The organism is Achromobacter sp. HNDS-1 (assembly GCF_040084795.1).
GTDB lineage: Bacteria > Pseudomonadota > Gammaproteobacteria > Burkholderiales > Burkholderiaceae_B > Achromobacter > Achromobacter ruhlandii.
Window position 1 is genome coordinate 2,917,403 of the sequence record NZ_CP157584.1, and the last position, 20,583, is coordinate 2,937,985.

The following is a 20,583-nucleotide window of genomic DNA, read 5'->3' on the forward strand; positions in this document are numbered from 1 at the left end:
ATGAGCTCCGCCGAAATCCGCCCCGCCGTCGCCACCGATTTTGACGTCTGGCTGCCGCTGTGGAAGGGCTACCAGGACTTCTATCGCGTTGACATCGCCGATGCCGTCACCCGCAACACCTGGGCCCGCTTCCTGGATCCCGCCGAGCCGATGCACGCGGCATTGGCCTACGACAGCGGCAGGGCGGTCGGCATGGTGCACTGGATCTTCCACCGCTCGACCTGGACGGCGGGCGATTACTGCTACCTGCAAGACCTGTATGTGGATCCCGCCACCCGCGGCACCGGCGCCGGCCGCAAGCTGATCGAGCACGTCTACGCCCAGGCCGCCGCCGCCAACTGCGCCCGCGTGTACTGGCTGACCCACGAGACCAACGCCACCGCCATGCAGCTGTATGACCGCATCGCCGACCGGTCCGGCTTCATCCAGTATCGCAAGGTGCTGCCGTGAGCGCGCGCGATCCGGACTGTCCGCTGTGCCAGACCGACGGCGGCACGTTGCTGTGGCGCGGTCCGCACCTGCGCCTGATCGAGGTCGACGACCCCGACTATCCGGGCTTCACCCGCGTGGTCTGGAACGGCCACCTGGCCGAGATGACCAGCCTGTCGACCCATGGCCGCGACCTGCTGATGCGGGCCGTGTACGTGGTCGAGGAAGCGCAGCAGTCCATCCTGGCGCCCGACAAGATCAATCTGGCGTCGCTGGGCAACATGGTGCCGCACCTGCATTGGCACGTCATCCCGCGCTGGCGCGGCGACCGCCACTTCCCCGACCCGATCTGGGCGGCCCCGCGTGTCGCCGCGGGTGCCGAATCCGCCGACTGGCACGCGCGCCAGGCACGCGTTCGCGCCTTGTTGCCACGCTACCGCGACCGGCTGGTCGAGGCCATGAACGCACTGCTGTGGCACTGAGGCAGCGGCACGGAACGCGCCGGCCCGATTTCACCGCCGGCCGCCGGCCCGCCAGCCGCGGGCGGCCAGCCAGCGCAAATAGACGTACTCCACCTGGGTGGCGGTGACGGCCGGCGAAAATCGCCCTCCCTCCACATAGGCGCGGCCCATCCGGCCCATGGCGCGCCGACGCGCCGGATCGTCCAGCAATTCGTCCAGCGCCCGCGCCAGCGCCGGCACGTCGCCCGGCGGCACCAGCAGGCCCGACACACCGGGCAGCATGGTTTCCGGCACGCCATCCACGTCGCCGCCGATCACCGGCACGCCAAGTCCGGCGGCCTCGATGAACACCGTGCCCAGGGCTTCGCGACGCGTCGGCAGCGCGAAGATGTCGAATGCACTCATGACGTCGCCGATGTCTTCCCGCCGGCCCAGGAAATGGACGTGGCCTGCCAGGCCGAGCGCCTCGGCGCGCTCGCGCAGCAATGACAACAACGGTTCGCCATCGCCCGCCAGCACCAACCGCGCCCGCGGATGCCGGATGACGACGCGGCGGAAGGCGTCCAGCAGGTCATGGTGGCCCTTGTCGGCCCTCATCGCCGCGACGCAGCCGATGACGGGCGTGTCGGCCGACAGGCCAAGCTCGCGCCGGACACGGCCGCCGCCATCCGCGCTCAGCGACTCGACCGGGGAATGGACCATGGCGACCTTGTCCGGCGACGCGCCGCCATCGAGCAGCTGGCGGCGCACGAAATCGCTGACGGCGATCACGCCGTGCGCCAGCCAGGTGTAGGCATAGAGCGAGTGGATCGGCTTGGCCAGGTGGCGGGTGCGCACGATCAACGGCGTGCGGGCCAGGCGGCCGGCGATGGCCCCCAGCACCGTATCGCGCCGGCTATGGGTATGGATGACGTCAAAGGGAGTCCGGCGCAATTGCCGGTGGATCCAGGCGATGGTGCGCCAGAAATTGGCCACGCCGTCCATCGGCAGCATGTGCACGATAAAGCCGGCCTGCTGCAGGCGCACCGCCAGTTCCGAGCGCGGCTGGCACACGGCTTCGAGATGGTGGCCGCGCTCGCGCATGGCGACCATTTCCTTGTAGATGCAGTATTCCTGGCCGCCGAACGAGGTGGCCGCCTCCGTGTGCAGGATGCGCAACCGGGGCGGACCGTCGTCGGGCAGGGCCGCCGGCCCGGCCATCTCCTGGTTCCAGCCGCAGCCCTGCCAGACCAGATAGGCGCCAAGATAGGCGCAATCATCGGGCGCAAGGCCCGGGGCCCCATCGCTTGGGGCTTCGGCGGCAACCAGCCGGGTGCCTTGCCAGACGCGGATGGCGCCCGCGGTGGACAGGTCGAACCGCGCCCCCTGTGCGACCCAATCCATCACCCGGGCGCTGGCCTGTAGATAGGCCACCCGATAGGCGGGGTCCGGCGCTACCATGGGCTCTGGCCGCACCTCCACCATCCGGCCGGGGCCGTCCGCTTTCGGGTGGTACATCAAGACGTAAAGCGGCGACAAAGCGTGATCTCCTGGCATTCGGAACGACGGATTCGGGATGGGACCGGACACCGGCCTCACCGGGTCGAACAGAGTCAAATCCTATAGAAATCAACGCCCTTTACGCCTAGGACTGGTCTGAATTCAGGTAATATTCAACATCACAGGTTTTACGCTGCACCGCAGCAATCAAGGAGTGGATATTGACCCTGCAGGCCCCGCGCCCGTCCCGGCCCGTCTCGTTTCTGCAGGCGTTCCTTCGCTCCGAAGCGCTCGGCGGCTATGTGCTGATGCTGGCGGCCGCGGTCGCCCTGGTCATCGCCAACAGCCCGCTCGCCCCGCACTATTTCGAAGTGCTCGGCACCAAGCTGGGATTCCAGGCCGGGCCGGTCATGCTCAAGGAATCCGTGCTGCACTGGATCAATGACGGCCTGATGGCCGTGTTCTTCCTGCTGGTGGGCCTGGAAATCAAGCGCGAGGTGCTGGATGGCCAACTGCGCGGGGCGGCCCGCATCGTGCTGCCCGGCATCGCCGCCCTGGGCGGCATGGCAATGCCTGCCCTGATCTACGTGCTGATCAACCTGGGCAGCCCCGACACCCTGCGCGGCTGGGCCATTCCGGCCGCCACTGACATCGCCTTCGCGCTCGGCATCCTGGCCCTGCTGGGCAGCCGCGTGCCAACCTCGCTGAAGGTGTTCCTGACCGCGCTGGCGATCCTGGACGACCTGGGCGCCATCGTCATCATTGCCTTGTTCTACACGTCCGAACTGAACCTGTTCGCGCTCGCCATGGCCGGCGCGCTGCTGGCCTGCCTGGTCTGCCTGAACCGGGCCGGCGTGCTGCGCCTGACGCCCTATCTGCTGATCGGCGCGGTGCTCTGGTACTTCGTGCTGAAGTCCGGCGTGCATGCCACGCTGGCGGGCGTGGCGCTGGCGCTGACCATTCCGCTGCGCCCGCAGAACCAGGGCCACGCCGGTGCGCACTCGCCGCTGCACGCGCTGGAACACGCGCTGCACAAGCCCGTGGCCCTGCTGATCGTGCCGGTGTTCGGCTTCGCCAACGCCGGCGTGTCATTCGCCGGCATGGGCCTGTCCAGCCTGGCGCAGCCGGTGCCGCTGGGCGTGGCGCTGGGCCTGTTCCTGGGCAAGCAACTGGGCGTGTTCGGGTTCGCCTGGCTGGCCATCAAATCGGGCCTCGCCAGCCTGCCGCGCCATGCCAGCTTCACGCAGCTCTATGGCGTGGCGCTACTGTGCGGCATCGGCTTCACCATGAGCCTGTTCATCGGCGCGCTGGCCTTCACCGATCCGGCCGCGGTGGACGCCACCAAGATCGGCGTGCTGACCGGCTCCCTGGCCTCGGCGGTCGTGGGTTTCCTGCTGCTGCGCGCTGGCGCCGCCGCCGCGCCCGAAGCCAAGGCCACGGTCTAGCACGGGGCTTGCCGGGGAGTAGACTTGGGGCATCCGCCACAGGAGCCGCCATGAAGCCGTCCGCCATTTCCGTGCAACGCGTCTACGAAGGCATCGGACCCGACGGGCACTACCGGGCCCTGGTGGACCGCCTGTGGCCGCGCGGCCTGCGCCGCGCCGACCTGGCGCTGGACGAATGGGCCAAGGACCTGGCCCCGAGCGCCGAACTGCGCAAGTGGTTCTGCCACGTCGACGAACGCTGGGACACCTTTCGCGAAAAATACCTGGCCGAACTGGCCGAACCCGCCCAGCAGGCCCGCATGGCCGCCCTGCTGCAAGCCGCCGGCGAACGTCCGCTGACCCTGCTGTATGGCGCCCGCGACACCGAGCACAACCAGGCGGTGGTGTTGCGCGACGCGCTGCTGGACCATGCCCGGCACCACCGCAAGCACCTGGCCCGGACCACGGGCTAGCCGACATTCACAAGACGCCTCGCAAGGTTGCCCGCAAGGGCAGTTTTTACAACCTTAGCGGCCCGCCGTGGTCGGGTTGGACAGCGGGAAGCTGCTGTCGGTCAGGCAGGCCTTGATCCAGCCGTAATCGTCGCTGTCGTCGACCTCGCCATCGACCTGGGGCAACGGCTTGGACGGATAGGTCGGCGCGTGCACCTTGGGCCCCGTATTCCAGCGCGCGTCATCGGCAATGCTGCCCGGACAGCTCTCGTCATTGCCGTTGTACGAGCAGGACGCCACTGGCACCGGCTTGTTGTCCACCACCTTCGCTACGTAGCGCTGGACGTAGACCGAGCCGGTGGCCCAGTATTCATCCGTGCTGCAGACGCGGTCATTGTTCTGGTAGTAGCGGGTGGCAAAGCAGGCGTAATACTTGTAGTCCGGCGGCAGCACGTCGCAGGACACGTCATAGCCGGAGTATGGACCGCCGGTGAACTGCTTGCGGAACTCGCGCTGGCTCAACGCCACGCGGATCAGCCTGGGGATATCGTCGCCCTTCCCGCGTTCCTTGAACTCGCTGGCGCGGGCACGGATCAGGTCGGCCGCGATCGCGCCGGGCGTCTTGTCGTCGGGCAGCGATTCGGGATCGGACGCCAGGCCCTCCAGGCGCAGGTCACGGGCTTCGACCCAACGCCGCTGGCTGGCCACCAGCATCGCGCGGATCTCCGCGTCCGGCGCCTGCTTCAGCAAGGCGGCGTAGGCGCGGTTCAACTCGGCGTCGGCGGCCACCGCCGCGCGATCCGAACAGATCAGCTTCTCGGCCGCGTTGCCGGCCTTCTGGCAATTGATTGCCAGCGCGGACGCCGATACCACGCTGATGCCCACCAGGCCCAGCAGTTGTGCCACGCGCTTGCCGAAATGCATTGTGCTTCTCCCCGGCGGCAGCCTCAGCGGCTGACGACCTCGCTGTCTTCCATGACGATGCGGTAGCGGTTGCGCAGGTCAAGGACGTAAGTGAAATTGGACGTGCCAGTCGCGGTCTTGCCCCGCTCCGGGCTCGACACCTTGAAATCGTAGAGGCCCTTGACCATGCACATCTGGTCCTGGCACTTGGCCTTGAGCGAATTCTGGTCCACCACGAATCGCCGCACCGGCCAGCGCGCGAAGTAGGCCTTCTTGTCCGCCAGGATCTCCGACTTCGGCCGCGACTTCTTGAAGTAGTCGACCGTGTCGGCATAGAACTCGCGCGTGAAATTCATCGCCTCTTCATTGGTGCCGCTGCCCGCCTGGATCATCAGGGTCGCGGCGTTGATCGCGCGCTGTTCGTCCGACAGCGGCGCGGGCGCGGGATCCTTGGTCATGTAGGGATTGGCCACCGGCGGCGGGTTGGACGGCGCCGGCGCGGCGGCGGGCGCGGCCGGCTTACGCGGCGGCAGCCGGGTGTCGTCGTCGGATGCCTGGGCCTGCGGCGCGGGCGCGGCGGCTGGCGTGGAGGCCGGCGCTGGCCGCTGGCCGCCCTGCTGCGACTCGTTGGCGGCCGTTTTCACATTGCCGGTGCGATTGATACCGTACTTGATGATCTCCTGCGGCGAGAAGAAATACATTTCCTTGGACGGGGTGCTGAACATGATGCCCAGCACGTCGGCCGACACCCCGTACTTGGGCAGGGTGGTGACGATATCCGACACGCCGAACTGCGCCTGTTCGCCCGTCATCTCCGGCGCGGTGATCTGGTGCACGCCGAGCCGGCCTTCGGCCAGACGCTGGCGGCCGGCGAAGAACACGAACGCGCACGCCGAGGCACAGTAGCTGTCCTTCGGAATGTAGGTGTTGAGCCCGCGTTCGTAGACCTCCTCGGCCACCACCAGCCCGATGTGCACCAGGCCGCCGCCGTTGTTCTGCAGGATCAGGGTGGAGATGGTCGGATGCTCGCGCAACGCCTTCTTCATGTGCAGCAGGTCGTTGGCGCTGACCGCGCCGACGTAGATCAACAGGTTCGGTTCGCTGGGCAGGTAGAAGAACGGGCCATAGCGCTCGGGTTCTTCCTTTTGCGGCGCGGGCGACTGTGCCTGGGCGGGCGCCATGGACAGGCCCGTCAGCGTGAGTGCCAGGCCCATGGCCAGTGTCGTCAGTTTTCTTTTCAGCATCATCAGTCCTTGTCCTCGGAACGCATGCCACGGGCCGGATCGCTTCCGGTTCGCGCCGTCATCCCCGCGTTGGGCGGCGCGGCCCGCCCCCTCGAATCCGGGATTTTATCCATCTCGCCGGCCATCGCCAGTTTCCGAGGCCCGCGAGTCGCGCTACCGCGCCTGGCAGGCCTGCACGCCGCCGGCAATCGCGCGCGCCAGCCACTGGATGGTCTCCGGCCTGGCAAGACGCGCCTCCTCGTCCGGATTCACGATCACGCCCGCCTCCACCAGCACCGCGGGCATGGTGGCGGTCTTGAGCACCGCCAGCCCGTCGTAGCGATGCACGCCCAGGCGCCGGTCCAGCAACGGCCGGTTTTCACCGGCGATGGGTTCGGCGTGATACAGCGACGGCTTCTCGCCCGCCGCCAGCAACGCCTCGCCGATCGCCTGTGCGCAGCGCAGGCTGTCTTCGTAGCGCGGATTGAGCTGCGAGACAAAGATGGAGAACCCGGCGAATTCACGCTGGCGGCCCGCGTCGATGTACTTCTGCTGCATCGAATCGTGGTGGATCGAGATGAAGAAATCCGCATCCGGCGCGATCCGGGTGCGCCGGCCCAGCGGCACCTCGGCGCCGTCGGCGGACACGCGGGTCACGCGGTTCCCGGCTGCCGCCAGGTCGGCGGCCACCGCGCCGCTCAGGTCCAGGTTGTACAGATACTCCACCCGGCCGCTGGCGCCGGTCGCGCCCGGCTGCTTCGGGGTATGGCCGGTGTCCACCACGACGTGGGCGGCCTGCGCCGCCCCTGCCGCCAGGACCAGCAAGGACGCCGCCATGCGCCGCGCCCATTTTCCCGCCACGTTCCCGCCCTTGCCCGCCTGACCCGCCATGACCGATGCCACGTTTGTCTTTGTCCTGTAAGAAATCCGGATAGCCGCCTCGCGGCGGCGTCGACTGCCGCGGATTCTCCCGCAGCGGGCAGCAATCGGCAATGTCCGCTTGGGGCGTGCAGGGCCGGTTGGTAACAGCCCGTCCCGGCGCGCGCCGCGCCGCCGACGGCCGCCTCTCGGCCGCGATGCCGGTGTCGGCTCTGGCGCGAAGCGCCGGTGGAAGCAAATGACATAGATGGTTACCGAGCCGTGGCGTTCAGGCCGCTCTCATTTTGGCGCGCTACCATCGAAACCATGCCCCTCGCATCCGCGGGCGCATCCCGGCTCGCGGCATCCTTACCCGGAGGTCCCCAGCATGAGCAATCTGAATGGAAAAGTCGCCGTCGTCACCGGCGCCGCCAGCGGCATCGGCAAGGAAATCGCGCTGACCCTGTCGCGCGCCGGCGCCGCGGTCGCCATCGCCGACCTGAACCAGGCCGGCGCTGACGCCGTCGCCCGCGAAATCGAACAGGCCGGCGGCAAGGCCATGGGCGTGGCCATGGACGTCACCAACGAAGACGCCGTCAACCAGGGCATCGACCGTGTCGCCGCCGCCTATGGCAGCATCGACATCCTGATCTCGAACGCCGGCATCCAGATCGTCAACCCCATCGAGAACTTCGCCTTCGCCGACTGGAAGAAGATGCAGGCCATCCACGTCGATGGCGCCTTCCTCACCACCAAGGCCGCGCTCAAGCACATGTACAAGGATGATCGCGGCGGCGTCGTGATCTACATGGGCTCGGTGCACTCGCACGAAGCCTCGCCGCTCAAGTCCGCCTACGTCGCCGCCAAGCACGCGCTGCTGGGCCTGGCGCGCGTGCTGGCCAAGGAAGGCGCCAAGCACAACGTGCGTTCGCACGTCATCTGCCCCGGCTTCGTGCGCACCCCGCTGGTCGAGAAGCAGATTCCCGAGCAGGCCAAGGAACTGGGCATCAGCGAAGAAGACGTGGTCAAGAAGGTGATGCTGGGCGATACCGTCGACGGCATCTTCACCACCGTCGAGGACGTGGCGCAGACGGCGCTGTTCCTGTCGACCTTCCCCAGCGCGGCGTTCACGGGGCAGTCGTTCGTGGTCAGCCATGGGTGGTACATGCAATAAGTGCAGCACGGAGCGAGAGCATCGCGGCCCGTCCCGAGGCCGCGGCCCGCCCCGCTATCGAGGTTCCGCCCATCGGCCTGGCGTGCGCGCAAACGCTGCCGGGAAGTCTTGATATCCTTGAACCGTAGCCACGGCGCTGCGCATGATGCGCCGTCCGACTTCGATTTGAGGATTGCCATGTCTTTCAGCACCGACGCCTGGGCGCGCAACGCCGCGCTGTACGAAAAAACGCGCACCATGCCGTTCAACCAGGAACTGGCCAGCGGCCAGCTCAGCGAGCAGGCGTTCCGCCACTACATGATCCAGGACGCGCACTACCTGCTGGCCTTCGGCCGCGCCCTGGCGGTCGCCGCCGCCAAGGCCGACCATGCCGACGGCGTGGTGCAGTTCGCCGATGCGGCCAAGAACGCGGTGGTGGTCGAACGCAGTCTGCACGAAGGCTTCATGAAGCAATTCGGCATCGATGCAGAGACGTTCGCCAGTACCCCGCTGTCTCCCGCCAGCCATCACTACACCAGCTTCCTCATCGCCACCGCGTGGAGCGCGCCGTATCCAGTGGCGCTGGCGGCGTTGCTGCCGTGCTTCTGGATCTATGCCGAGATCGGGCGCGACATCCACTCGCGCGCGACGCGTCCCAACCCCTATGGCGCGTGGATCGATACCTACGCCGGGGAAGAATTCCACAGTCTGGTGCGCGAAGTCATCGCATCGGTGGACCAGGCGGCGGACAAGGCGTCCGCGCAAACGCGCGAGGATATGCACCGGGCGTATACGCATGCGGCGCAGTTGGAATGGATGTTCTGGGACTCGGCGTATCGGTTGGGGGAATGGCCGGTGTGAGACGACGCGTAGCGGATAGGCCCTGCGACTGCGGTCAGACCTTCGGCATCACGGTCGCAGGGGGTTCCGGGCAGGGCGAAGCCGGCGTCAGCGGCACCTGCCGTTCCGCTGCGCTGGCGCCGGGCACCGTGATGTCCTGCACCACGACCGCGCGCCGCTCCACATAGACCTCGTAGTCCTTGCCAGCGGCTGGCGTGAAATACCCCGCATTCTTCGTCTCGGGCCAGCTCGTGGTGGTCACGGACCCATAAGGCCCGGCGCTTCTGTACGTCCCGCCGACCTGACCGTAAATGGTTACCGGAATACCCGCCTTGATGATGAATTCGTCGAACACCAGGCCCGAGATGTTCGGCGAAGGCGGCATTCCAACGCTACCGCTACCGCGCATGTGCGAGCGCTGGATCGTTTCCAGGCCGTCACCGTGACCGAACAGGCCCGATGCGGGCAGGAAGCACGTCCTGTCAAAATCCAGGCGGATGCGATCCGCCGTATACACATACACGCGAACCCGCGCACTGCTGCCAGCGTCGTAATGGCTGAGGATATTGGGATTGGTGGCGGAGCAACCCGCCAAGGCACCGCCCAGCAACAAAGCGGACGCCACGCAACGCAATACAGCAATCATCTACCACTCACTCAAAAGAAAGGAAATTAGCCAGGGCAAACGCGGTGCTCACTTGCCATAGGCATCGCGAGGCTCGGCCAGGCGGAACAAGCCCGTCTTGCCGCATTGATAAGGATAGGCCTCGGTGCAGCGCTTGCGCATCGTGCGCGCCAGCATTTGCGCCATATCCGCCGCGATCCGCAGGCCGTCTGCGGCCGGCCCCCGATTGGAGTAGTCGCGCAAGGAAATCGGATAGGTGTCTTCGGCGTAGCCGCGGTATTCACCCGATACGGCGTCATACAGGCGCACCTTGATGCTTACCGATGGGCCGTATTGCTGATAGCCGCCAAAGCCATAGGGTTCGCCCAATGCCACCACATACTTTGCCCCGATGGCCGCCGCGTCTTCCTTCAAGGTCAACGGCCGCGCGGAATCCGGATTGACCTTGCGCAGCTTGAATGTCGCCTTGATACCCGCCGCATCCATCGCGCCGGGTAGTTCGTTGTTCAGGGCCTTGCAGACCGCCTCGGCTGCATACAGCGCTGGCAGCGCAGTACGTGCGCCGATCCAGCCCGTGTCGTCGATTTTCTTCTGGTAATTGCAATCGGAGGTGTAGATCAGCACGGGAGTGATGACTTCGCCAGGCTCAGGGTTGGTGACAAGTGCCTTGGGAGGCGAACCCATGATGAAGGAGCAGCCTGACGTCAGCAGCAGCGAGGCCAAAGCAATAATTGACTTGATGCGGGTCATGTGATTCGGGAGATCGAAGCAAGATGAATTAGGACGAAGTAATAGACGCAGTGGTCCGATTTGTCTCAAGCGAAGCTTACCCAAGCATGACAAATAAAGGCACACCGGCAACTTTCAAACCTATATCTCTAACGACAGCAATGCGGTGAATTTAAGAGTCTATTTTTTTAGTGCTGGCGCAACACTTTCACGCCCTCGGATCTTCTCAACAAGAATGCCCAAATCCCTGCTGTTCCCATTGAGGGTCACGGGAATCCCTCTGAGCACAAGATTCAGCCTATTGCTCCCTGCCTCATATGGAAATCGAAGCCTTATCTCCCTATATTTGTATAGGATTGCACAGAACAAACATACCACCAGACAATTCTCATATGCGCTAAATCGGTAAAACCCTCCACCAAAATGCATCCCCCCTTTTCCAAAAAAAGCAACCACACGCACCTGAGCTAACAGCCGTCCCCCACTCTTTTCGCGCCCCCTCTTAATTCCGGGGATGACAATAAAAATAACGGAACAAGCCGCAAGCAGCACAAATAGCAATAACCAGCCATAGACCGGGGAAATTTCAGCAAAGTAGATTGGACTCATTCTTTACAGATGTGACATGCCGATAAAAAGACGTAATTCTGCTCAAGATCTTAAATTAACCATCAGCACGCAGATGCGTAACCAACCCTTCGCGACAATTACTCCGGCACCGGGCAGATGGGCCTGAGTCTCGACAAAACGTTCGCTCGATTACTGGTCGCATCCACGCACCGCAGATGCTATTCCACTCAGCGCGCCACCACCACTATCAATCGCCAGCCCTTCAGCAACACTGGCAGCTATCGTGTAATGCCAAGTTCCATCCCGGGGATCGGGCGAAGCTTGAAGCATAGGAGAATCAGCCCGCACGGCAAAAGGCACACCGCGCTGATCGAAGAACACAAAGTTACCGCTCGTTGTTGCCAGTTGGATAGCCACGCCGCACAGGGGAGATGTCCGATCCGCGCAGGCGCTTGCCAGGTCTTTGTCGCGTTGCGCCGATATGCCTCCCAGTTCTCGCGCCCGATCGCAGGCATCTGGATTCCTGGGACCGCAAGAAGCGATTGCCGCGTCGAATCGGCGCTGTTCGGCAGCCCAGAGCCCCTCGGGTTTCTGCCCGAGATAGTTGTTCTCGGTCTCGATCTGGGCAGCCAACGTCGCGACAGCGCTATCTCCACCCAGGGCAACAGTAAGGCCAGCGACAAGGCTAGCGACCAGGTTGACGCGTGCTTCTTTCTGCTCGGCCGTCAACTCTTTCGCGTCTTGACCAGAGAGCCCCTGGGAACCAGTCAATTGGAATATTAATTTTCAAGCACGCGCATAAACTTCTCGACATCAACCACATCAACATCCCTATATTCAGAACTCAGACTCGAACCACAAACAAATCCGACACTATTGCAATAAGCCGCATATATAGATCCTGCGTGGCAGTCAGGACGAAACACGTCCAACGAAGGACTAGAAAATTCGCCACCACACCACGAAATCAATGCCCCTCTATTAACAAACCAACGTAATGAGGCCTCAACACTCTCCTTCCAGCGTCTTTCTGTTGGCCATAAGTTGATCTTCATTTCGAAAGAAACGTTGCTTAAATCCTCCCCAACCCACTCACGCGCCTTTATTTCAGAAAAATCGTCCCAGATATTTTTAAAGGAAGATATATTCTTCGCCACGTCAGACGAATACCCTTCTTTCCAGTAACCAAAAAATATCAAACCAGGCACTTCTTCCTGATATATCTCCCCTGTATTCTTATCTACAACTGTCCAATAGATTCCAAGACTCGCACTAGTCCTCATAGGCCAAAATTCCTCATCTGTTGGGCGGAGGGCTTGATTGCCGTAACAATATCCCCAGCCGCAACTTTTCCAACGTTTTCTTTTGCCACAAAGATAATTACATCATCCCCGTTAATTTTCCTATAAAAGCCCTTTACCGCTTGCCCACCTTGACTCATAACATGATCGAAAGTTTTTTCTGGATTTGTCAAGATAATCTGTCCAATTTCCTGAAACGCTTGTCTGGCCGCTTTTGATCCAGAATTCGCTGTGATTATCCCTGCTTCGATCAAATGTCTAGCCGAATGATCTATTCGACCAATATTTGAAAGTGCGGCTCGCGCGGCATCTTCGGAAAATCCTAGCGCGGCCTTGCCACCGATTGAGCCTCCAATCTTGCCAACATCAACCGCCTTCCCCACGTCAGCAAAAACATGCAGCGCCTGCCCTCCCTTCTTCAGCATCCCTCCAACAACAGGCACCAGTCCCAACGAAGAGAAAAACCTGTTCGCCTCTTCGCCCGTCGCCGTCCTCCCCGTCACCAGTTCATACAGCGCACTGGCGTTTGACACCCCGGGCGCGAGGTCTAGCACCGCCTGGGCAAGTGTGTCGGCCTTCTCTTTGGTCAGTTGCGGGTAGTGGCTGAGTATCAGCGCCACATCGTAGGCCGACGCCATCCGGTCTGCTCGATCAAACCCATCCTGGAAGCAGCGCGCGTCGGTACACTCCCTCAACAACTCGTCAGTCAGCTCGGCTTTCAACCGCCCAACCTTATCGCGGTTCATATAGCGGCTGTTGTTCTCTAACTCGATACGCGCCGCGACTTGGGCAGCACTGGCTGCATTCGGATCGATAGCCGCCGCAATACCGGCAACAATGCTGGTTATCAGATTGACGCGGGCCTGCTGATCCTCCGCAGATAGATTCTTACCACCATCTCCCTCCAGATTTTCCAGCAGTTTGCTCAGCACCACGCCTGATAGCGCGCCCACACCGCCTGCTCCGCAGGAAGCTCCTTGAGCAGCCGCTCCCGCGCAGCCAAGCACGGCATGCAACGCCGCATGACCTGCCGAGCCTTCACCACCCAGCTCACGGCTCAACTCTTTGATCTGCGCAGCGCCCAGCGTCTGCAGGTAATTTACGGTGGCCGCCTGAACGAACTGACCCGTGCCTCCCATTACGTTGCCACTCGCCGCGCCCAGGATGATGGTGCCCCACTGGCTGTACGTTCCTCTGGCCCCCCATTTGCCTTCCAGATCTGCATACTCCTTCGCGGCTTGGATGCGCTCGGCATAAGACAAGCCCGGCTCTTCAGAGCGCTGCTTGGCAGCCTGTATTTCCCTAGCCCGATTCGTCAGGAACTGCCCCAACTGCCGGCTGGCCTCCGACGCGATCTCGAACCCCGCCTCGATCTTCTCCTTGTCAAAGATCGGCTTCAGCGTGTTCAACGTGTCCGACGTATCCCGATTCAGCGCCGCAATCGTCTCCGCCACAGTCTTGCCAGTCAGCGCCCGCTGTCCTTCTTCATCGCGGATGATGATGGTGCCGCCACTGATGGCGCTTTGGGTCGTGGAACTGCTATTGCCGCCGGCCGCAACCACCGTCGGTAAATTGGCGGAAAAGCCCCCACTCGACGCCAAGGAAGTGCCTGCGTCCTTGCTCGCGCCGCCGGCCACCTGGTTGCCCTTGGTGGTGCCCAAGCCAGCGGGGCTTTCTCCCCCCGCCGACGCACTACCGCCAAACCCGAACCCTCCGCCCACGGCGATTTGGTTGGCGCTATAGCTCGCCGAGTTCTTGATGTCGCGAGTGACCAATGTCCCGGTGCTAAGCATGTTCAGTCCATCTGCCACCGCCTTGTCGCTGCTGGCGATGACACTACCGATCAACGTCGTGTTGTTCTTGACGTCGATCAGGAACCCACCGTCGCCCGCCCACAAGCCCGTCTGTTCAGTGACAGACTTGAAGTTGCTGTTCATCTTGCCGGTGCCGAAGTTGGCGGCAGCCGTACTCTGGCCATAGCAATAGGGCGGAATGCACAACGTGATATTCACGCCAGCGCTGGTCTGTTTTGAGGTGTACGTGCTTGTATCTTGCAGGCTCTCCAGCAACAGGTTGCCTCCTACCGAGGCCAGAATCTGTTCAGCCTTTCCGGATGCGCCTTTTAGGGTCGTGTCTCCCCCCGACTGCAACGCGAGCACATTGCCCGCGGTGACGGAACTGTTGGTCCAGCTATCATCCCGGCCGTTCTCCTTGCCCCGTGCAATGGAGGCTCCCAACTCCACCGTCAAACCGTTGGATGTGCCGGTGCTGTAGCCGATACCAATATTGAAACCGCTGCTCTTGCTGTCCGTCTTCTGTTCGTAGAAGTTCTTGGCCGCCTGCAGCAGGATGTCGCCGTCGGCCTTCAGCACGGCATTGTTGCCCGCCGACAAGTTGGAACCCGAAACCGTTATATCCGATGCGCTTCCCGCGCCCTTGGCGACAATCGTCAGGTCCTTGCCCGCAGCGATGTTCGATCCCACCGAGGTGGACGAGCTTCTATCCGTAGTGCTGCTGCTCTTGCTGCTGCCGAAGCTGATCTTGATGCTGCCGCCGCCCATCTTGTCGATGGCACCGGCGTCCTTTACCGCGCCGGCGGCCGCGACCGCGTCATAGGCGTTGCTGGCCGCAAGCGCTGTGGTTCCACCCGCCAGCGCGGTCATGACAGGATTGCCGGACTTTCCGGACGCTTCCGCCATACGTCCGGCCGTTTGCATGGCGCTGACCACAGGTGTGCTGGCCGTGACACTGAAGCCAGACTGCTTCATCTCGTGCACTTCACGCTGGCGCATCGTGTCGAAACTGCCAACGATACTGACGTCCCGGCCGATCATCGTGATGTCGCCTTGCCGTGCCAGGACATCACTGCCAAGCACGTTCAACGAACCGCCCGCGTTGATCAGCACGTCCCCCGTCACACTGCCGATGGTGCTACCAGTATTCAGGCCACGCTTGGTGTCCATCCAATCCGTCGTCTGACGCGATCCGTAGCTGAGGCCTCCCAGTCCACCAAAGCCGGACTTCTTGATCTTCTCGTACTGGTATTCGTTGGCGGAGTTCTTTTCGGCAACGATATTGACATTGCGATCCGCCGACATGACCAAGTCGTTCTGTGCCGCCACGTTGGAACCCAGCACATTCAGATCACGCCCAGCCACCATCACGGCGCTATCGCCGGTGAAGGTGGAAGACACCGCCTGCGTCCAGGACGCTTCCTTGATGCGGTGTGTCGTCTTGCTGGAGAGGAACCCCTTCGTCTTGTAGTAAATCTCGTTGTAGGTATACCCGCTGGAATCCCCCGCCAGCACATTGATATCGCGCCCCGCGCCCAGCGCCAACTGCTTGTCGGACGACACTTGCGCGGCAATGGCATTGATATCCTGCGCAGCCATCAGCGTCAGGTTCCCGGCAGCGGCTATGCGGGTTCCCACGTCTTCCGTCGTACGCATCTCCGACCGGTTCTTCTTGCCGAAGTTGAACGACTCGCCATAGCTCGTTCCCGCGGCGGTCAGGTTGATATCGTTGCCGGCGCGAATGCTCGCATCACCGCTGGTGACGATGGCGGCAGCCTGCGCGTTGACGTCGCGGCCCGCCTGCGCATTCAGCGTTCCGGCGTCGATACGGGCGACCCCGTCGACGATGGTGTTGCTGATTCCGCCCCGCACGTTCGATTGGGTGCTGGCCGTGAGGTTGATATCGCGGCCCGCGGTCAGCGTGACGCCGTCACCCTTGAGCAGTCCCGCCAGGTTATCGATGTCGTTGCGCGCATTCAGGTTGACGGTCTTGCCCTGGATCGTGCCCACGGTGTTGCGCACGTTCTGCGCATCGACCACCAACGCGTTGCGTGCGCCGAGGGTGCCGCTGTTGTTCACGTCGCCCGTCGCGCTGATCTGCGTGTCACGGCCCGCGATCAGCGTGCCATCACCGCGCAGGTCGCCCGGCTTGACGGCCAGGTAGACCTGCGGCGCCAGCACCTTCTGCTGCGTGCCGTCGGGCAGCGTGACGGTCTGCTCCACCATCCAGACGATGTCGCTGGTCAGGTGGCGCATCTGCTCTTCGGTGAGCGCGGTGCCCACGGCCAGGCCGAACTGCTTGGCGAAGTCGGCGCCGGCGGAAAGCAGCGCCTTGTACTGGGTCTCGTTATCGGTGTAGTCGCCGACGAAGCGCTGGCCGGTCGCCAGCATGACCTGTTCGGCCACCAGCTTCTGCTCATAGAAGCCGTCGCCCAGGCGCTTGAGGACGTGGCCAGGGTCCTGGTTCAGTTTCTCCAGCAGGAAATCGCTGGACACCACGGGGCGCGAACCGATGAACTGGCTGTCGGTGGCGATCAGGTAGGGCGCGTTGGGCGCCGTGATGACCTGGTACAGCTTGCTGGTCGGAAGGGTCGGCGGCAGCACCACGACAGCGATGGTCTGGTTGCCCGGCAGCGTGATGCGCGTCAGGGTCGCCGGCGGCAACGCCTGGACGACGGTGCTGGCGCCCGGCGTCTGGCCAGACGGCGCGACCGCGGCGCCGCCCTTCGCGTCGCCCAGGCCGGTCTCGATGCGTTCGGCCAGAACGGTGGCGTTGTAGTCGGAACGGTTGTACTTGCGGGAGTCGTTCTTCTCGTAGGTGTAGGCCATGGTGCCGACACGGTCGACCGTGCGCAGTCCCTCGGCGCCGACGTTGCTCAGCGTTCCACCCTCGGTTTTCAAGGCGCCGCCGGCGAGGATGCGGCTCTTGTCGTTGACGATGTCGCCAACAAGGCGGGCATTGCCGCCCACGATGATCTTGCCCGGATCGCTCTCTGTGATGCGGGTCTCGCGCGTGATCTGGGTCACCTCATAGAAGGTGAAATCCTTGATCATGCGGTTGTTGCGGAAGTCGGCGTTGAAGTCCTTGATCTTCTCGTTCAGCGTGTCGTACAGCACCAGGTCGTGGTCGTACTGAGCCTGTTGCTGGGCCAGGTCCGCGGGGCAACGCAAGCCGCAATCATCCGGCGACGGGGGCCGCCTGATGCCGCTGGGACGCTCTACCTCGAAGACGGACCAGATCTTGGCGTCGGGCTTGTACAGGAACTGTGCGGGGTTGGTGTAGCACCCGCCCGCATCGCCGCCACTGCAGCCGGAGTATTCGGCGATATATGCCAGGCCAATCGGCGCGCTGACACCCGCGCGCCCCTGCTGGTCCTCCTGGATGTTGCTGTAGTCGAACGGCGGCCCATACTGGCTTTCCGGATAACGCGCCGACGGCATCAGCAGGCGCCGCTCGTCGTACTGTCCCATCCAGCTGGGGTCGCGACCGCAGATGGACTTGACGGTGTTGCAGAACCACATGCCTTCGCCGTCGACGATGTCGGTGGTGCCATCCAGGCGGTAGAACCATTTGGCTTCGCGGCTGACCTCGACGCTTTCGCTGGCGAAGTGCAGGTTGCGGTTCTGAATGCTGGCGGCGGCGATGTCGGCGTTGCGCTCGACTTCGATAGTGGCGGACTCGTTGGACAACAGCGCGGCCTGGCCGGCGGCCTTGCCGGTGGCGTCCAGCGTGCCGCCCAGCCGCAGGTCGCCCGCGGCGTAGATCAACGCGTGTTCGCGGTTGGTCAGCGTGCCCACGCCCAGGTCCATGTCGCCACGCGAGGCGATGACGGCATTGGGTTCGTTCTGCAACAACGGCGTCTTGATGCCGATGCGATCGCCGTAGATGCGGCCGGTGTTGAGCAGATTGCCCGCGTTGATGAGTGTGTAGCCGCCGTCGATCAGGCCGGCGTTGCTCAGCAGGCCGCCGATGATCAGTTCGTTGTTGCGCACCGCGATCAATTCGCCGCCGGCGCGGTTGGTCAGCGTATTGGCGGTGATTTTCAGGTCCTGGCCAGAGTGGATCTTGCCGTCGTTGTCGAGGTTGCCGGTGACCAGCTCCAGCGAGGTGCCGGCGGTCAGGGCGCCGCCGGTGTTGGTGATGCTGCTGAAGGCGAGCTTCGCATTGGCGTCGGACGAGACGTTGCCGCGCGCATTGTCGAGCGCGCCGGTGGACAGGGCCAGGTCCTGGCCAGCGCCGATGCGGCCAGCCTGGTTGTCGATGGATCCGGTGTCCAGCATGACCTGCTTGCCCATCAGGCCCAGGGCGCCCGCGGCCGTGCTGCCTGCGCCGGCGATGCCGTTGGCGAGGGTGTCGCGGTTCTTCAAGCTGCCGGCGGTCAGCGCCAGCGCGTTGTCGGCCTGGATCAGGCCGGCGCTGTTGTCCAGCGTGCCTTGCGTCTTGAGCGTGAGGCCGTTGGCCGCGACGATGCCGCGCGTGTTGGCCAGGCTTTGTGCGCTCAGCGCGGCCTGCCCTTGCGCGGCGATGGTGCCGCCGGCGTTGTCGATCGCGCCGACGGTCTTCAGGTCCAATTCGCCGCCGCTGGCGACCTTGCCGCCGCTGTTGGCGAGACTTGCCGCGTCGATGCCGACCGTGCCGCCATAGAGGCCGCCTGACTGGTTCTGAATCGCGCCGCCAGTGGTGACCGCGAGTTTGGCGTCGGCCTGGGCGATGCCATTGTGGTTGTCGAGGCTGGCCGCCTGGATGTCGGTGGCGCCGCCGAGCAGCTTGCCGCCACGGTTGTCGAGCGCGCCGGCCGTCTCGACGCGCAAGGCGTCGTTGGCCTGCACCGATCCCCCCTGGTTGTCGATGCCGTCGGCGCCGCGCAGTGCCACGCTCTGGCCCGAGATCACGCCACCGGCCGCGTTGACCACGGACCTGCCGCGCAGGTCCACCGCGCCGGCGCCGGCCAGCGTGCCACCGGTGTTGTCGATGGCGCCCGCCACCTGGCCGTCGAGCGCCGCACCGCTGGTGAGTTTGCCGCCCGTATTGTCCAGGCCGGCCGCGCGCAAGGCCACGGAGCCGCCATAGACAGAGCCGCCGCGATTGGTGACCGCGCCCGTGGCGTCCACGCGCAATGCGCCCCCGGCGACGAACTTGCCGCCCGACAGCCCCAGCGCGTTCGCGGTGATGGTGGCGTCCCCGCCTGCCACCAGGGTGCCGGGGCTGAGCAGCTGGTCCACCTGCGCGCTCAAGGCGCCGAGCGGACTGATGGAGCCGTCCGCCTGCAAGCCCGCCGTGAGCGCGCCGCGGTTCTCCAGCTGGCGCGCCACGATGCTGGCGTTGCCAGCCGAGGACATGGCCTGGTTGTTGATGACCTTGGCGGCGGCGTTCAAGCCCAGCGCGCCGCCCGCGGCGACCGTGCCGTCGTTGACGATGTCGCGGGCGCTTTGCACCGAGAGGTTCGTGGCGGCCTGCAGACGACCCGAAGGCTGGATCCGGACGTCGCCGTTGGCGCTGACCGTCAGCGTGCCCGTCAGCGCCGTCAGGTTGCCGCCGATGTTCACGCCGACCCCGGCTTCGGTGCCGATCAGGCGGATGCTGTTGGCATACATGCCGCCCAGCGCGGCGACGTCCAAAGCCACGCCGGTGCCCGCGCCGGCGCCGGTCAGGGCCGACACGTCGATGCCGTCATAGCCGACGCGCGCCGCGCCCGCGACCACGTTCAGATTGTTGGCCCAGACTTGGGCGTTCAGTTCCAGCGTGCGCGCCATCAGGTCGAGCTGACTGAGGTTGGCGCCGTAAAGGCCCGCGCCTTCGATGGCGAGGCGACCACTGGCGATGTCGAAGCCCAGCGCGCCATCCGGACCGATGACCGGCTTGCCGGTGGTCAGCGTGGCGCGGTTGGCGTTCAGGAAGCCGCAGCCGTTACAGGTGATGCCGGCGGGGTTGGCGACGATGACGTTGGCGCGGTTGCCCGCCACTTCGAGCATGCCCATCAGTTGCGACGGATTGGGCGCCGTCACCTGGTTCAGGATGGTGGCGGCGCGCTGGTTGCCCAGCATCGGGTTGCCCGCGACCTGTCCGGCCAGTTGCGTCTGGCTGGCCGCGCCGCTGTTGTTCAGCACCACCCCCGAGGGGCCAACGTTGAACTGGGTGTAGCGGTTGTTCGAGACGCCGCCGGCCGAAGGCGGCGCGATATTGACCACCGGCACGCCATTCGTTACGCCCACCACGGGCTTCTGGCCCGGCACGCTCTTGTCGACGGAGATGGGCAGGGTCTGCGCCAGGACGGGCGTCCAGATCTGCGTGTACAGGACCAACCAGACGACTGCGGAGCGAAGCTTGGACATGACGAGGCAA

The 20,583-nt window shown here is 64.2% G+C and carries 15 protein-coding genes; 6 read left to right on the forward strand and 9 right to left on the reverse strand.

The genetic code is table 11. The features are described from left to right. Both ABFG95_RS13560 and ABFG95_RS13565 read left to right on the forward strand, forming a co-directional pair. Positions 1-450, forward strand: coding sequence for a GNAT family N-acetyltransferase (locus tag ABFG95_RS13560; protein WP_278989850.1), 450 nt, complete (start codon positions 1-3; stop codon positions 448-450). Continuing rightward, positions 447-911 carry an HIT family protein gene (locus ABFG95_RS13565; protein ID WP_049076988.1) on the forward strand — a complete coding sequence of 155 codons (465 nt, stop codon included), beginning with the start codon at positions 447-449 and terminating at the stop codon, positions 909-911. The genes ABFG95_RS13560 and ABFG95_RS13565 overlap by 4 nt, the downstream gene beginning before the upstream one ends. A 30-nt stretch (positions 912-941) precedes the next feature. Here ABFG95_RS13565 and ABFG95_RS13570 read toward each other — a convergent pair whose 3' ends face one another. Continuing rightward, positions 942-2,090 (reverse strand): glycosyltransferase, encoded by a 1,149-nt coding sequence (locus ABFG95_RS13570; protein ID WP_049078193.1) that lies wholly within the window; start codon positions 2,088-2,090, stop codon positions 942-944. Between the two features lie 500 nt (positions 2,091-2,590). On the opposite strand from ABFG95_RS13570, the gene nhaA reads away from it, so the two are divergent. Both nhaA and ABFG95_RS13580 read left to right on the forward strand, forming a co-directional pair. After that, complete coding sequence (gene nhaA / locus ABFG95_RS13575; RefSeq protein WP_068981099.1) at positions 2,591-3,814, forward strand: Na+/H+ antiporter NhaA; 1,224 nt, start codon at positions 2,591-2,593, stop codon at positions 3,812-3,814. Positions 3,815-3,864: 50 nt separating this feature from the next. After that, complete coding sequence (locus ABFG95_RS13580) at positions 3,865-4,266, forward strand: DUF488 family protein (RefSeq protein WP_278989854.1); 402 nt, start codon at positions 3,865-3,867, stop codon at positions 4,264-4,266. 54 nt (positions 4,267-4,320) lie between these two features. Here the strand turns inward: ABFG95_RS13580 and ABFG95_RS13585 are convergent, their stop codons facing one another. The 3 genes from ABFG95_RS13585 to ABFG95_RS13595 form a co-directional block, all read right to left on the reverse strand. Next, complete coding sequence (locus ABFG95_RS13585; RefSeq protein ID WP_063581433.1) at positions 4,321-5,169, reverse strand: lysozyme inhibitor LprI family protein; 849 nt, start codon at positions 5,167-5,169, stop codon at positions 4,321-4,323. Between the two features lie 23 nt (positions 5,170-5,192). After that, positions 5,193-6,395 carry a hypothetical protein gene (locus tag ABFG95_RS13590; protein ID WP_236749496.1) on the reverse strand — a complete coding sequence of 401 codons (1,203 nt, stop codon included), beginning with the start codon at positions 6,393-6,395 and terminating at the stop codon, positions 5,193-5,195. A gap of 150 nt (positions 6,396-6,545) precedes the next feature. Further along, positions 6,546-7,208 (reverse strand): N-acetylmuramoyl-L-alanine amidase, encoded by a 663-nt coding sequence (locus ABFG95_RS13595; RefSeq protein WP_278989859.1) that lies wholly within the window; start codon positions 7,206-7,208, stop codon positions 6,546-6,548. 409 nt (positions 7,209-7,617) lie between these two features. Here ABFG95_RS13595 and ABFG95_RS13600 point away from each other — a divergent pair, with 409 nt between their 5' ends. Continuing rightward, entirely contained in the window at positions 7,618-8,403 is a 786-nt protein-coding gene (locus ABFG95_RS13600) for a 3-hydroxybutyrate dehydrogenase (RefSeq protein WP_049076994.1), read from the forward strand. Positions 8,404-8,580: 177 nt separating this feature from the next. Next, positions 8,581-9,243, forward strand: coding sequence for a thiaminase II (gene tenA, locus ABFG95_RS13605; RefSeq protein ID WP_059272806.1), 663 nt, complete (start codon positions 8,581-8,583; stop codon positions 9,241-9,243). Between the two features lie 34 nt (positions 9,244-9,277). Here tenA and ABFG95_RS13610 read toward each other — a convergent pair whose 3' ends face one another. The 5 genes from ABFG95_RS13610 to ABFG95_RS13630 all read right to left on the reverse strand — a co-directional run bounded on the left by ABFG95_RS13610 (position 9,278) and on the right by ABFG95_RS13630 (position 20,573). After that, positions 9,278-9,868 (reverse strand): hypothetical protein, encoded by a 591-nt coding sequence (locus ABFG95_RS13610; RefSeq protein ID WP_278989863.1) that lies wholly within the window; start codon positions 9,866-9,868, stop codon positions 9,278-9,280. Between the two features lie 48 nt (positions 9,869-9,916). Then, positions 9,917-10,597, reverse strand: coding sequence for a hypothetical protein (locus ABFG95_RS13615; protein ID WP_278989865.1), 681 nt, complete (start codon positions 10,595-10,597; stop codon positions 9,917-9,919). A gap of 738 nt (positions 10,598-11,335) precedes the next feature. Then, positions 11,336-11,875, reverse strand: a complete 540-nt coding sequence (locus ABFG95_RS13620) for a DUF6862 domain-containing protein (RefSeq protein WP_278989868.1) — start codon at positions 11,873-11,875, stop codon at positions 11,336-11,338. A 50-nt stretch (positions 11,876-11,925) separates the two neighbouring features. Further along, positions 11,926-12,429, reverse strand: a complete 504-nt coding sequence (locus tag ABFG95_RS13625; RefSeq protein ID WP_278989869.1) for a hypothetical protein — start codon at positions 12,427-12,429, stop codon at positions 11,926-11,928. After that, complete coding sequence (locus ABFG95_RS13630; RefSeq protein WP_278989870.1) at positions 12,426-20,573, reverse strand: hemagglutinin repeat-containing protein; 8,148 nt, start codon at positions 20,571-20,573, stop codon at positions 12,426-12,428. Before ABFG95_RS13630 ends, ABFG95_RS13625 begins: the two co-directional genes overlap by 4 nt. Between the last annotated feature and the right edge of the window lie 10 nt (positions 20,574-20,583).